General features: G+C 58.9%; 12 protein-coding genes. 3 read left to right on the plus strand and 9 right to left on the minus strand.

Annotated elements, in window-relative coordinates; translation table 11 throughout:
* Positions 1–261: 261 nt before the first annotated feature.
* From RAN89_RS05325 to RAN89_RS05360, 8 genes are all read right to left on the minus strand, one after another.
* Positions 262–1,422 (minus strand): IS30 family transposase, encoded by a 1,161-nt coding sequence (locus RAN89_RS05325; RefSeq protein ID WP_313866236.1) that lies wholly within the window; start codon positions 1,420–1,422, stop codon positions 262–264.
* A 202-nt stretch (positions 1,423–1,624) separates the two neighbouring features.
* Entirely contained in the window at positions 1,625–2,800 is a 1,176-nt protein-coding gene (locus RAN89_RS05330; protein WP_313868585.1) for an ABC transporter substrate-binding protein, read from the minus strand.
* A 49-nt stretch (positions 2,801–2,849) separates the two neighbouring features.
* Complete coding sequence (locus RAN89_RS05335; protein ID WP_313868586.1) at positions 2,850–4,706, minus strand: AMP-dependent synthetase/ligase; 1,857 nt, start codon at positions 4,704–4,706, stop codon at positions 2,850–2,852.
* 4 nt (positions 4,707–4,710) lie between these two features.
* Positions 4,711–5,508: an ABC transporter ATP-binding protein gene (locus RAN89_RS05340; protein WP_313868587.1), complete on the minus strand. Its 798-nt coding sequence runs from the start codon at positions 5,506–5,508 to the stop codon at positions 4,711–4,713.
* Entirely contained in the window at positions 5,505–6,404 is a 900-nt protein-coding gene (locus RAN89_RS05345; RefSeq protein WP_313868588.1) for an ABC transporter ATP-binding protein, read from the minus strand. The genes RAN89_RS05340 and RAN89_RS05345 overlap by 4 nt, the downstream gene beginning before the upstream one ends.
* Positions 6,401–7,477, minus strand: coding sequence for a branched-chain amino acid ABC transporter permease (locus RAN89_RS05350; RefSeq protein WP_313868589.1), 1,077 nt, complete (start codon positions 7,475–7,477; stop codon positions 6,401–6,403). The genes RAN89_RS05345 and RAN89_RS05350 overlap by 4 nt, the downstream gene beginning before the upstream one ends.
* Positions 7,477–8,373: a branched-chain amino acid ABC transporter permease gene (locus tag RAN89_RS05355; RefSeq protein ID WP_313868590.1), complete on the minus strand. Its 897-nt coding sequence runs from the start codon at positions 8,371–8,373 to the stop codon at positions 7,477–7,479. Before RAN89_RS05355 ends, RAN89_RS05350 begins: the two co-directional genes overlap by 1 nt.
* Before the next feature lie 187 nt (positions 8,374–8,560).
* Positions 8,561–8,977: an acyl-CoA thioesterase gene (locus RAN89_RS05360; RefSeq protein ID WP_313868591.1), complete on the minus strand. Its 417-nt coding sequence runs from the start codon at positions 8,975–8,977 to the stop codon at positions 8,561–8,563.
* A gap of 40 nt (positions 8,978–9,017) precedes the next feature.
* Between RAN89_RS05360 and RAN89_RS05365 the strand changes: the two genes are divergently transcribed.
* Complete coding sequence (locus RAN89_RS05365) at positions 9,018–10,877, plus strand: ABCB family ABC transporter ATP-binding protein/permease (protein WP_428984480.1); 1,860 nt, start codon at positions 9,018–9,020, stop codon at positions 10,875–10,877.
* A 3-nt stretch (positions 10,878–10,880) separates the two neighbouring features.
* Entirely contained in the window at positions 10,881–11,495 is a 615-nt protein-coding gene (locus RAN89_RS05370; RefSeq protein WP_313868592.1) for a hypothetical protein, read from the plus strand.
* Positions 11,496–11,535: 40 nt separating this feature from the next.
* Here RAN89_RS05370 and RAN89_RS05375 read toward each other — a convergent pair whose 3' ends face one another.
* Positions 11,536–12,297: a FadR/GntR family transcriptional regulator gene (locus RAN89_RS05375; RefSeq protein WP_313868593.1), complete on the minus strand. Its 762-nt coding sequence runs from the start codon at positions 12,295–12,297 to the stop codon at positions 11,536–11,538.
* Positions 12,298–12,440: 143 nt separating this feature from the next.
* Between RAN89_RS05375 and RAN89_RS05380 the strand changes: the two genes are divergently transcribed.
* Positions 12,441–13,418, plus strand: coding sequence for a LysR substrate-binding domain-containing protein (locus RAN89_RS05380; protein WP_313868594.1), 978 nt, complete (start codon positions 12,441–12,443; stop codon positions 13,416–13,418).
* Positions 13,419–13,501: the final 83 nt, after the last annotated feature.

Below are 13,501 nucleotides of genomic sequence, written 5' to 3' on the forward strand. Positions count from 1 at the left end.
CTGAAAACATGGGAGGCAGGACTCATACTGGTGTCGCCTTGTGCCACCGTCGCTATTGCCGCTTCTGTGCATAGGCATGCTTACTTTATGCAGTAGCGATTGAAATGCCTACACCACGCGAAGCTGTGTAACAAGTCGGCCAACACGGACCGCAGCCTAGCAGGCTATGCGTGCTGGTCTGCGTCCGGTTGCCTCCAACGTTGACGTGCCAATTGAGTGACTCCTTCCGGGCGGTGGCAAAGTCAGCTATCAGCGGCGGATTCAACCGGTCGATGCAACACATTCGCTGAACATTTCAGCGGGTGTATGGAAGCCGAGCGTTTTGCGCGGCCTCTCATTCAATTGTCTGGCAATTGCATTGAGTTGAACCTGAGAGAAACCCGAGAGGTTCATGCCCTTTGGCATGTACTGTCTTAGCAACCCATTCGTGTTCTCGTTGCTTCCACGTTGCCATGGGCTTTGCGGATCGCAGAAGTAGACTTGGATGTCGGTGGCTACGGTGAACTTCTTGTGTCCATGCATTTCCGTACCCCTGTCCCAAGTCAATGACTTATAGAGCTCTTGCGGCAGTTTTTGAGCGTTCTTGATTAGCGCGCTGACAACTGTTTGCGAGTCTTTTCCATCGAGTTTGACTAGCATCACGTACCGCGTCTGACGCTCAACCAGTGTTGCGATCTGGCTATTGCCACTGCCAAAGACTAAGTCCCCTTCCCAGTGACCAGGTACTGCTCGATCCTCAACGCCGAGTGGCCGCTCACTGATCGAGACAGCGTCGATGATCTGTCCGTGGATTGCCGTCTTCTGCGTGTAGTGACGAGACCGACGCATGCCACGAGTACGCCTCAGATGGGCCAAAAGCTCCTTCTTCAAGGCGCCACGTGCTTGGATGAACAGGCTGCGGTAGATGGTCTCGTGTGACACGTGATGGCTTTCGTCGCACGGATAAGTATGCTTGAGCCAGCCTGCGATCTGTTCCGGTGACCAGAGCATCCGCAGCTTCATTGCCACGATGCGAGCCAAGGCACGGTTATGCACTAACTTGCAGACCTTGGGGCGATGCCCCCGATTCCATGCAGCTTGGTCGGCTTGATTCGCGCGGTAGTTCTCTTGGCCGCCGTTACGCTTAATTTCACGACTGACAGTCGAAGGGGCACGTCCGAGCGTCGTCGCTATCGCTCGAATCGACAAGCCAGCCACCACCGCACGCGAAATCTCCTCACGCTCTGCCAACGTCAGTGCAAGACAGGAACGGCGACGCTCTGGTGGGCGGATTCCACCTGTCTCTGCCAGGATTTGGCGCACCGATCCATGGTGGCGATCAAATAGCTTGCCAATCTCGTGCAGCGTCCACCCTTGCTTCCAGCGCTCCCACATGAGCGCCTTCTGACTGTCTGTGTAGTAGGTTCGCGTTCGATACTTCATCTGCAACACTCCTTCTGCTCGCGCAGGTTTTAGTGTGTTGCATCGACCGGTTGAATCCGCCGCCTGAAGCTGCCCCACAAACATCTGGAAGCCTGAAACACGTTTGGGTTTCTGTTCTTGTCGCATCAACAACTTGGCAAAATCCAAAGCCCATGAAAAAGGCCACCCGAAGGTGGCCTTTTTCATGGGTAGCTGGCGGTGCTTACTTTTTGGCAGGCGCGTCGCTCACGTACTCAGACATGACCTTCCACTTGCCATCGGTAATCTGGGACAGGCGGGATGCTCCGCTGCCCAGACGCTTGGTGGCGGTGAAGGTTTGGACCGGTGCACCGAACATGTCTGCCGGAATGGTCATGCTGTCCATGACCTTGATGTACGAATCCGTGGTCAGGTTCTTACCGGCCTTGTTGGCTGCTGAGGCAAAGGTGTTGATGATCATGTAGCCGTAGACCGAGAAGACGGTGGGGTCTTCATTGAACTTGGTCTTGTACTTGTTGGCCCAGAAGCGGATGCCAGGGGTTTGCTCATCGGTGTAGGGGTTCTGCACGGTCATGGTGGCGTAGAGCCCGTCCATGGCTTTGCCGCCGATCTTGTGGATCAGGTCGGTGTAGGCAGCGCTGGAGCCGATGAAGGTGGGGTTGTAGCCCAGCTTGCGGGCGGTGCCGATGGCGCCGATGGTCTCGCGGATGATGGTGCCCAGCACCACAAAGTCGCAACCGCTGGCCTGCATTTTGGAGACCTGGGACGAAAAGTCAGTGGCTCCACGCTTGTAGGAGGTCTTCTCGGCGAATTCCATGCCGATGGTCTTCAGGCCGTCTTCACCACCCTTGAGCACTTCGAGACCGAAGTCGTCATCCTGGTACAAGGTGCAGACCTTTTTGGCGCCTTTTTCTTTCACCAGCTTGGGCACGGCCAGTCGCATCTGGTCGTAATACGGTGCGGCAAACGAGTACTTGAGCTTGTGGAAGGGCTCATACATTTCGCGGGCGGCGGTGATCGGGAAGAAGTTGATCACGTTCTTCTCGAACTGCACGGGCATAGCCGCCATGTTTTGGGCGGTACCGATGTGGCCGACCATCATGAAAATCTTGTCCTGGTTGACCAGCTTCTGGGCAGCGAGCACCGCCTTTTTGGGGTCGTAGCCGGAGTCTTCCACCAGCAGTTTCAGCTTGCGGCCATTGACGCCGCCTTGCTCATTGATTTCGTCCACCGCCAGCAGCATGCCGGCGCGGGCCTGTTTGCCGAAGCCGGCCAAGGGACCGGAGAGGTCCTGGATGGAGCCCAGCAGGATTTCGTCTTTGCTCACGCCTTGTTGGGCGCTGGCAAATGTCGCGGTCAGGGCCAGGGTGCCCAGTGCGATGGCGGTACGCAGTTTCATGGTTGTGTCTCCTCGTTGGTTCTCTTTGCAAAAGGGGGCAGCAGGGCTGCTATCGGTACATGGCCTCTATACGGGCTTCGTATTTCTTCTCCACCAGCTTGCGTTTGAGCTTCATGGTGGGAGTGAGTTCCTCGTCTTCCGCGGTCAACTGGTTTTCCAGCAGGAAGAATTTTTTGATCTGTTCAACGCGCGCAAATTTTTTGTTCACCCGGTCCAGCTCCGCCTGGATCAGAGCCTGCACCTCTGGTGCGCGGGTGAGGGATGCGTAGTTGCTGAAGGGCACGTCCGCATCCTGGGCAAACTTTTCCACGTTCTCCTGGTCGATCATGATGATCACCGTCAGGTAGGGGCGTTTGTCGCCGATGACCACTGCGTCGGTGATGTAGGGCGAGAACTTCAGGTCGTTTTCCAGCTCGCTCGGCGTGATGTTCTTGCCGCCCGCCGTGATGATGATGTCCTTCATCCGGTCGGTGATGCGGAAGTAGCCGTCCTCATCCACCACGCCCACGTCGCCGGTGTGCAGCCAGCCATCGGGGGTGATGGTTTCTGCGGTTTTCTCAGGCAGGTTCAGGTAGCCGGCAAACACGTTCTTGCCGCGCACCATGATCTCGCCAGTGGCCGGGTCCAGCTTGACCTCATTGAAGCTGGCCGCAGGGCCGATGGAGCCGGGCTTGATCTTGTTGACTGGCACACCAGTGGACGCACCACAGGTTTCCGTCATGCCCCAGACCTCCAGCATGGGCAAGCCCAAGGCCAGATACCAGCGCACCAGGTCGGGCGAGATGGGCGCTGCGCCCGTGATCAGGAAGCGCGAGCGGTGGATGCCGATCAGCTTGCGCACATTGTTCAGTGCCAGCACCTGGGCCAGCTTGAATTGCAGTTTCAGAGACGCTTCCACCGGCTGGCCAGCCAGCACTTTGTCGGCGATCCGGGTGCCCACGTTAATGCCCCAGCCGTACACGAACTGCTGGAACTTGCCGGACTCTTTGAGCGCAATCATCACGCTGGAGTAAAACTTCTCCCACACCCGCGGCACGGCGGTGAACACGGTGGGGGCAATCTCCCGCACGTTTTCGGGGATGGTTTCCGGGTTCTCCACGAAGTTGAGCTTGGCGCCGGTGTAGAGTGAGAAGTACTCGCCGCCCAGCCGCTCGGCAATGTGGCACAACGGCAGAAAGCACATGCGCTCGTCGCTGGCGTCCTGGGCGATCAAGGTGTTGTACCCGCGCACTGAATACACAATGCCCTGGTGCAAATGCATGGCGCCCTTGGGCTTGCCCGTGGTGCCGGAGGTGTAGACCAGAATGGCCAGGTCTTCGGGTTTGCAGGCCGCACTGCGCTGGGGCACTGCATTGGGGTTGGCTGCGTTGTAGGTGCGGCCCAGAGCCCGCAGGGCGTCGAGGCTGAGAACGTCAGGGTCATCCAGCCCACGCAGGCCTTCCATGTCCATGACGATGATTTTTTGCAGGGTGCTGCACTGCGCCCGGACTTCCAGCGCCTTGTCGAGTTGCTCGTCGTCTTCCACAAACAGGAAGCGGGTGCCGGAGTCCTCACACAGGTACTGCACTTGGCTGGGTGCATCAGTGGGGTAAATGCCGTTGGACACACCACCGGCCGACAGTACCGCCAAGTCTGCCCACACCCACTCCACCACGGTGTTGGCCAGGATGGATGCAGTGTGGCCTTGCTCAAAGCCCAGACTGATCAGGCCGCCGGCGATTTCGCGCACGGCGTCGGCCGTTTGGTTCCAGGTCCAGCTGCGCCACAGGCCCAGGTGTTTCTGGCGCAGCCAGATGTCGGGGCCGCGTGCGGCCACGGCGTTCCAGAACATGGCCGGAATCGTCTCTCCCGCCATGGCGATGCCACTTTGTGGCTGGATGTCGCTGGTATCCCAGAGTCCGTTCATGCTGCTATCTCCAGTTTTTCTTCTTTTTCCAACGACGTTCCCCACGCACTCCGTCCTCCTTCATGCCAAGGTAAAACTCTTTGATGTCGTCTTTTTCGCGCAGGTTGGCGCAGGTGTCTTCCATGACGATGCGGCCGTTCTCCAGCACATAGCCGTAGTCCGAAGCATTGAGCGCCATGTTGGCGTTTTGTTCCACCAGCAGGATGGTGGTGCCGCGTTCGCGGTTGATGCGCACCACGATCTCAAAAATCTCTTTGGTGAGCTTCGGGCTCAGACCCAGGCTGGGCTCGTCCAGCAGGATGAGGTCGGGGTCTGCCATAAGCGCACGGCTGATCGCCAGCATCTGCTGCTGTCCGCCCGAGAGCAAACCGGCATCCTGCGCGGCGCGTTCCTTGAGGATGGGGAAGTAGCCATACACGGTCGCCAGGTCCTTGGCGACGCCATCGCGGTCTGCGCGGGTGAAGGCACCCATGAGCAGGTTGTCATGCACGCTGAGCAGAGGGAACACTTCGCGCCCTTCGGGCACATGGCTCAGGCCCTCCTGCACGATGTAGGCCGGATCGCGGGCCGTGATGTCCTGCCCCTTGAACTCCACTGAGCCTTTGCGCGGATCGATGATGCCGGAGATGGTTTTCAAAATGGTGGTCTTGCCCGCACCGTTGGAGCCCAACACGGTGGCAATCTCGCCGCGGCGCACTTGCAAACTCACGCCCCGGATGGCCTTGATGGGGCCGTAGGAGCTCTCGACATTCAGCAGCTTGAGCACAGGCTGGTCGCTGATGGGGGGAGGCAAGGTGCTCATGCTGATTTTGCCCCCACGCTTGTCGCTTCGCGTACTGCGCTGCCCCCCAAGGGGGCCCTCGCGCCTAGGGGCGGCCCGTCGGCGCTCATTTCCCGGCGTAATGAGGACACATCGTCAATGGAGCCCAGATAGGCTTCCACCACGGCGGGGTCGGTTTGCACTTCCCGCGGGCTGCCCATGGCCAGCACTTCGCCCTGGTTCATGGCCAGCACACGGTCCGAGACTTTGGAGACCAGACTCATGTCGTGCTCCACCATCAGCACCGTGATGCCCAGCTCGTTTTTGATGTCCTGGATCCAGAAAGCCATGTCGTCGGTTTCTTCCACATTCAAGCCGCTGGACGGCTCGTCGAGCAGCAGCAGCTTGGGTTCGGTGCACAGGGCTCGCGCCATCTCTACCACCTTGCGCACGCCGTAGGGCAGGCCTGCCACCAGCGAGTCGCGGTAGTGCTGCAGGTCGAGGAACTCAATCACTTCCTCGGCTTTTTCACGGGCCTTGAGTTCCGCCTCGCGAACGGCGGGTGTGAACAGCAGGTCTTGCCACAGCGAGGTTTTGCGGTGCGTGTGGCGGCCGATCAGCAGGTTGTGCAGCACGCTGGCGTGCTCGAAAAGCTCAATGTTCTGGAAGGTGCGCGCAATGCCCAGTGAGGCCACGTTTTGCGGGGCCTGTTCGGTGAGCTGCAGCGGACCCTGCGGGCCCGCATAGGTGATGCTGCCGGTAGTGGGCGTGTAGATGCGGCTGATCAGGTTGAACACCGTGGTCTTGCCGGCGCCATTGGGCCCGATGAGGGTGAAGACCTCGCCTTGCTTGACATCGAAGCTGACTTTGTTGACCGCCAGCACGCCGCCGAAGCGCACGCTCAGGTCTTTGGCCGAGAGAAGTGTGTCGGAGTTCATTTCAACCGGTCCGATTTCTGGAAGGATTTCTGCCGCTTGAACATGCCCTTGCGGTAGAACGGGAACATCTGCAAATAGGTGCGCACCTTGAGCCAGCGGCCATACAGGCCCATGGGCTCAAACAGCACAAAGGCGATCAGCACAGAGCCATAAATCACGCTCTTGAGGCCCGGAGCCTGGCCGATGAATTCAGGCAGAAACTCTTTGCCCATCGAAATACCTTGGGGCAGGATGATGAGGAAGATGGCACCCAGAAACACCCCGTGCACCGAGCCCAGGCCGCCGATCACAATCATCAGCAGCAAGTCGATCGACTGCAGCAGGTTGAACTGGTCGGGCGAGATAAAGCGCAGGTTGTGGGCATACAAGGCCCCGGCCATGCCTGCCAATGCGGCTGAGATGGAGAACGAGAGTGTCTTGTAGTACGCCAGATGGATGCCCATGCTCTGCGCCGAAATTTCGGAGTCGCGGATGGCCACAAAAGCCCGGCCTGTCGGGGAGCGCAGCAGGTTCAGAATGCCCAGTGTGCACAACACGGTCACCGTGAGGCACACGAAGTAGAAGCCTTGGCCGCTGCCCAGTTCGTAACCAGCCATTTTGATCACGCCGACTGCTTTGCCTGCATTTCCGCCAGTGACCGACTCCCAGCGGGCAAACACTTCTTCGATGATGAAGCCGAAGGACAAAGTGGCCATACCCAGATAGATGCCCTTGAGCCGCAGCGCTGGCAAGCCCACGACGATGCCCATGAGCGCCGACAGGGTACCCGAGAGGGCCAGTGAAACCACAAAGGGAACGCCGGCATTGGTGAAGTAAGCCTGTGCATAGGCGCCTACGCCCAGGAAGGCGGCATGCCCCAGCGAGAACTGGCCGGTAAAGCCGGCAAGCAGCATCAGCCCGAGGCCCGCAATGGCGTAGATCAGCACCAGGTTCAATTGGGCCAGGCTGTATTCGGTGAGCAGCCATGGAGCGGCCACCAGCAGTACTACCAGTGCGCTGTACCAGAACACATGGCCGCCATGCTTGGCGAGGTTGATGTCCTGCGCGTAATCGGTCTTGAATATGAAACGCATCAGACTTTCTTCCGCAATTTTTCGCCGAACAAACCGTTGGGTTTGACCATCAGCATGACGAGCACCACCACGTAGGCGGCTGTGTCCTTGAAGCCATCAGGCAGGTAGAAGCCGGCAAACGACTCCACCAGGCCGATCACCAGCCCGCCCACAATGGCGCCGGGCAGGCTGCCGAAGCCGCCCACCACCGCAGCAGGGAAGGCCTTGAGGCCGATAAAGCCCATGTTGGCGTGCACGAAGGTAATGGGCGCGAGCAGGATGCCGGCAATCGCAGCAACCGCAGCCGCAAGGCCCCAGGCCAAACCATTGAGTCGCTGAACAGGGATGCCCATGTAGTAGGCCGCCAGCTGGTTCTGTGAAGCGGCCTGCATGGCGATGCCCAGCTTGGTGTAGCGGAACAGTGCAAACAAGAGCACGCACAGCACGCCGGTGGCGCCGATGATGACCAGGTGCTCTACGTTGAGCACCAAAGCGCCAATGCCCATTTCATTGCCGCCGAACTTCAGGATTTCGTCTTTGTAGGGCACAGGTAAGGCGTTGGTGTCGGTGCCGATGCCGGGGATCATGGTGATCAGGCCGCGCGCCACATAGCCGATGCCGATGGTGAGCATCACGATCGAGAAAGCAGGCTGCCCCAAAATGGGGCGAATGACCAGGCGCTCCAGTAACACGCCGAAGATGGCCATGCCCAAAATCGCGCTGGGTACGGCAATCCAGTAGGGTATGCCCAGCATGGTCATGCCCACCAGTCCGCCGAAGGCGCCCAGCATCATCAGTTCGCCCTGGGCGAAGCTCACGGTTTCGGTGGCTTTGTAGATCAAAACAAAGCCGAGCGCGATCAGGCCGTAGATGCACCCCTGTGCCACGCCGCTGATCAGCAATTGAAGGAACTGCACGTTGTCTCCTTGGTAAGTGCAGTCCGGTTATAGCGTTGTGTCCCCCAATCACCGATAGGGTTCCCACTGATCTCGTTGACCCTAGGAAGTCCCCTCAATTCTGCAGGGCATCTGCAGTGCAGGCTTGAAGTGTTTTTGCGCTCTGGCGCCCATGGAATGTGCGCTAGTAGCTATTAAAATAATAGCGTTATTCGTTGGTTTTTGGTATGGGGCGGGGGCGTCCCTGGTCGTCAATCGCGACATAGGTGAGTGACGCCTCGGTGACTTTGGTGTACTGCCCTTGTGAGCGGTAACGCTCGGCATACACCTCGACTTTGACGGTGATGGAGGTGCGGCCGATGCGGCTCACCTTGCTGAAGAAACTCAGGATGTCGCCCACCCGCACCGGTTGCTTGAAGATGAACTCGTTCACCGCCACTGTGGCCATACGCCCCTGGGTGTAGCGCGCGGGTAGCACCGATCCGGCCAAGTCGACCTGGGCCATGACCCAGCCGCCGAAGATGTCGCCGTTGGCATTGCAGTCGCCCGGCATGGGGATGACTTTGAGGACCAGCTCCTGGTCGGTAGGCAATTGAACGTGGCTGGAACTTGAAACGGTAGACATGGGCACAATCCTGAACTGAAACTAATCCGAATTGTCCCCCATGCGCCCCTCCGGTCTCCCCGCAGCAGCTCCCGCTGCGATCCCCTCTGCCCCTGACATGCAGCCCCAATCCGACTGGAGCACTCTGCAGCGCCTGTTTCCCTACCTGTGGACCTACAAATGGCGGGTGTTGGCAGCGTTGGCGTTCATGGTGGGCGCCAAGCTCGCCAATGTGGGCGTGCCCCTGCTGCTGAAAAACCTGGTGGATGCGATGACCCTCAAGCCCGGTGATGCGGCGGCGGTGCTGGCGGTGCCGGTGGCATTGCTGGTGGGATACGGCGCCTTGCGCTTGTGCACGTCTGTGTTCAGTGAGCTGCGCGAGCTGGTGTTTGCCAAAGCTACCGAGGGTGCGGCGCGGTCCATCAGCCTGCAGGTGTTCCGCCATTTGCATGCCATGAGTTTGCGTTTCCACCTCGAGCGCCAGACCGGGGGCATGACGCGTGACATCGAGCGGGGCACCCGTGGCGTGCATTCGCTGATCAACTATTCGCTCTACAGCATCGTGCCCACCCTGATCGAGGTGACGCTGGTGCTCACGCTGCTGGCGGTCAAGTTTGACGTCTGGTTCGCCTGGATCACTGGCATTGCACTGGTGGTGTACATCGCCTTCACGGTCACGGTCACCGAGTGGCGCACCCAGTTCCGCAAAAAAATGAATGAGATGGATAGCACTGCCCACAGCCGCGCCATCGATTCGCTGCTGAACTACGAGACAGTCAAGTATTTCAACAACGAAGAATTCGAAGCCCGGCGCTACGACGAAAACCTGGAGCGTTACCGGCGCGCCGCCGTCAAGAGCCAGCGCACGCTGAGTCTGCTCAACAGCGGGCAGCAGCTCATCATCGCCAGTGCACTGGTCACCATGCTGTGGCGTGCGACCCAGGGCGTGGTGGACGGGCGCATGACGCTGGGGGACCTGGTCATGGTCAACGCCTTCATGATCCAGCTCTACATTCCGCTGAACTTTTTGGGTGTGATCTACCGGGAGATCAAGCAAAGCCTGACCGACCTGGAGAAAATGTTCAGCCTGATGGAGCGTGAGCGCGAGATCGCCGATGCGCCCGAGGCACCGCCCTTGCAGTTGGCGGCCGATGGTTCGGACGCCAGCGTGCGGTTTGAGAATGTCACTTTCAGCTACGACCCCGCAGGCAGCAAGGCGGCTGCAGGCATCGAGGCGCGCACCATCTTGCACCACATCAGCTTCGAGATTCCTGCGGGCAAAACCGTCGCTGTGGTGGGGCCCAGTGGTTCAGGCAAATCGACGCTGGCGCGCTTGCTCTTCCGTTTTTACGATGTGCAGCAGGGCCGCATCACCATTGCCGGGCAGGACATCCGCAATGTGACCCAAAGCAGCGTGCGTCAGGCCATCGGCATCGTGCCGCAGGACACGGTGCTTTTTAACGACACGGTGGAATACAACATCGCCTACGGGCGACCCGGTGCCAGCCGTGGCGAGGTAGAGGCTGCGGCCAAAGCAGCCCACATTCATGGCTTTATTGCGGCAGCCCCCAAAGGTTACGACACCATGGTGGGCGAGCGGGGGCTGAAGCTCAGCGGCGGAGAGAAGCAGCGGGTAGCGATTGCCCGTACCTTGCTCAAGAACCCTCCGGTCATGATCTTTGACGAAGCCACCAGCGCGCTGGACAGTGCCAACGAGCGCGCCATTCAGGCGGAGCTGCAAGGCGTTTCCCGCAACAAGACAACGCTGGTGATTGCGCACCGCTTGTCCACGGTCGTGGACGCTCACGAGATACTGGTGATGGATGCAGGTCACATCATTGAACGCGGCAACCATGCCGAACTATTGGCGGCCAATGGGCGTTACGCGTCCATGTGGGCCTTGCAGCAAAGCGGGGAGTAGGTCATGGACATGTTGCTGTTGTTGGCGGCAGCCCTTGGATTTGCTTGGGCCAAGAGGAAAGACCAGAGCGAGCGCATTGCCCTGTTGGGAAACGTGCTCACTCGCTTTGACATCGAAAAGCTGATGGAAAGCCTCACGGACGGGTATCTGCGCGCCTTGGGCGAGGAAGACGCGGAGCGCCAGACCCAGGTCTGGAGCTACCTGGAAGTGCAGGAACAAACGCTGAGCGAACAGTTCACTGCCTTCGCCACCGAATTCGCAACGCAGGATGCAGCTGCCACGCGGGTGAGCCGTTTGCCGGTGGCCCTTCCGTATGCGGCCCGCTGGTGGCCGTCCGCCGGCTTTGACGTGCGTGAAGCGTTTGCAGTCCACGCGCGTGGCATCGCGTCGGTGATTGAAAACCAGGCAGGTCTGTCGCCCAAGCGCCGTGCTTTCACCCTGTCTGCAGAACTCTTTTTGATGCAGCACACCTGCCACTGGTATTGCCGCTCCAAGACCGTGGCTTCAGCACGTTTGCTGGCGCGGCACAAGACTGCCTATCAACAGGTATTGCAGTCAGTCAGCCTCGAGACACGCGATGCCTATCTCTCTTTGGCGGGCCAGTCGGTGTCTAGTTGAATCCATGGTGCTAACGTTTGGTGAGTCTGTCTAGCAACGTTTAAGCAGAGACGAACTTCTGTTGGTGTCGCACAGCAAAGTTGTTCAAATGAATAAACATGGCCGCCTTGGCAGATGCGGCATCCTTTCGTGTGATCGCATCAAATATGGTTTCATGCTCTAACCGTATATTGAACCCCACTTCAGGTAGGGACAGGCGCACTTTGCCGGATGAACCTTCTGCTGGCTCGGGGCCTCTGTTATTCAATGTCGCCCCTAAATCTGTGCGGATTAAGGTACTGAGCAGGTTTCCGATAACTTCCACAAAGTACGGGTTTTGGGTGGCGGCAGCAATTTCAGTATGGAATCTGAAATCGGGTTCTTCACCATCGTTCTCTTTTTGATAAGTGAACCGACTGTTTTGCAGGGCTTCATGCATGGATGCCAGTTGTTCCTCGGTGCGCCGATTAGCAGCGAGGTGTGCAGCTTCAGCCCCTAAGCTGATTAGCATTTCCAGCAAAGCCATTATCTGTGTGGAGTTAAGGTTGTACTGACTGGTCGAGAGCAGCGCATTGGGGGCCAGTCGTTCTAGTACAAATGTACCGCTCCCGTGCCGGGTTTTTACATATCCACTCGCTTGCAAGCTGGACATGGCTTCGCGCACTACAGTCCTGCTAACGCTGAACTCATGCATCAATACAGGCTCGGTTGGGATGCGTTCACCGGGCTTCAATTCCCCGTTAAGTATCCGCCTCTGAATGTTTTCGACCACGCGTTGTGGTTGACTTTTGTTTGCTGAGGGTTTTTGGACGGACGTCGTCATGTTGATCTGAAGCGATTGAAGCTACTTTTGTACCAGATGAAGTCTAGATAGCTTTGCACTTCACTATTTGATCTCCTGCAGCTTGTAGGGGCGGATCGCCGGATGGAAGGTAAATCCATGCGTTTCGCGCATAATGCGCGCCCATGGAAACCAAATGGCTTGAAGACTTTGTGTCTCTGGCTGAAACCCGGAGTTTCAGCCGATCAGCGCAACTGCGTCACGTAACCCAACCCGCGTTTTCGCGGCGCATCCAGTCGTTGGAGGCGTGGGCAGGCACCGATCTGGTGGACCGGAGCAGTTACCCCACCCGGCTGACCCCGGCAGGCGAGACGCTGTATGACCAGTCTCTGGAGGTGCTTCAAGCCTTGCAAAGCACCCGAGCCATGCTGCGCGGGCATACCACCGCAGCGCAAGACGTGGTCGAGTTCGCGGTGCCGCACACCTTGGCGTTCACTTTTTTTCCGGCGTGGGTGTCCGAGCTGCGCGAGAAATTCGGGCCGCTCAAAAGCCGCCTGATTGCGCTCAATGTGCATGACGCGGTGATGCGTCTGGTCGAAGGCAGTTGCGATTTGCTGATTGCCTATCACCATCCCTCGCAGCCCTACCAGCTGGATGCGGACCGCTATGAGATGGTCAGTCTGGGTGAGGAAGTGGTGGCACCTTATTCCAAGCCGGATGCGGATGGCAACCCCATGTTCAGCCTTCCCGGCAAACTCGGTCAGCCTCTGCCTTACCTGGGTTATGCGCCGGGCGCTTACTTGGGCCAGATGGTGGAGCTCATCTTGAAGCAAGCCGAAGTGCCCGTCCATTTCGATCGTGTGTATGAGACCGACATGGCCGAAGGCCTGAAGGCAATGGCGTTGGAGGGCCATGGCGTGGCCTTCCTGCCGCATAGCGCGGTAAAGAAAGACCTGCGTGCCAAGAAGCTGGTGAGCGCCTTGCCGAATCACATGAAGTCGCTGCAGATCACCATGGAAGTGCGCGCTTACCGCGAACGCCTGGCCGTGCGGGAAGCCGGCCGCAGCTTGAGCGCGGCGCAGCGGGCGCAGACCCGCACGCCCAAGGGCTCAGCCCAGGCATTGTGGGACTATCTGCATTCCCGGGCGAGCGCAGCGGCATAGTTGTTGCATAACGGTTTTGCATACCGGCCCAATGAATAGGCATTGGCGGCGGTGCAAGGGGCTGGCTAGAGTCACAAATTCAG

Source organism: Rhodoferax mekongensis, from assembly GCF_032191775.1.
Classification (GTDB): Bacteria; Pseudomonadota; Gammaproteobacteria; order Burkholderiales; family Burkholderiaceae_C; genus Allorhodoferax; species Allorhodoferax mekongensis.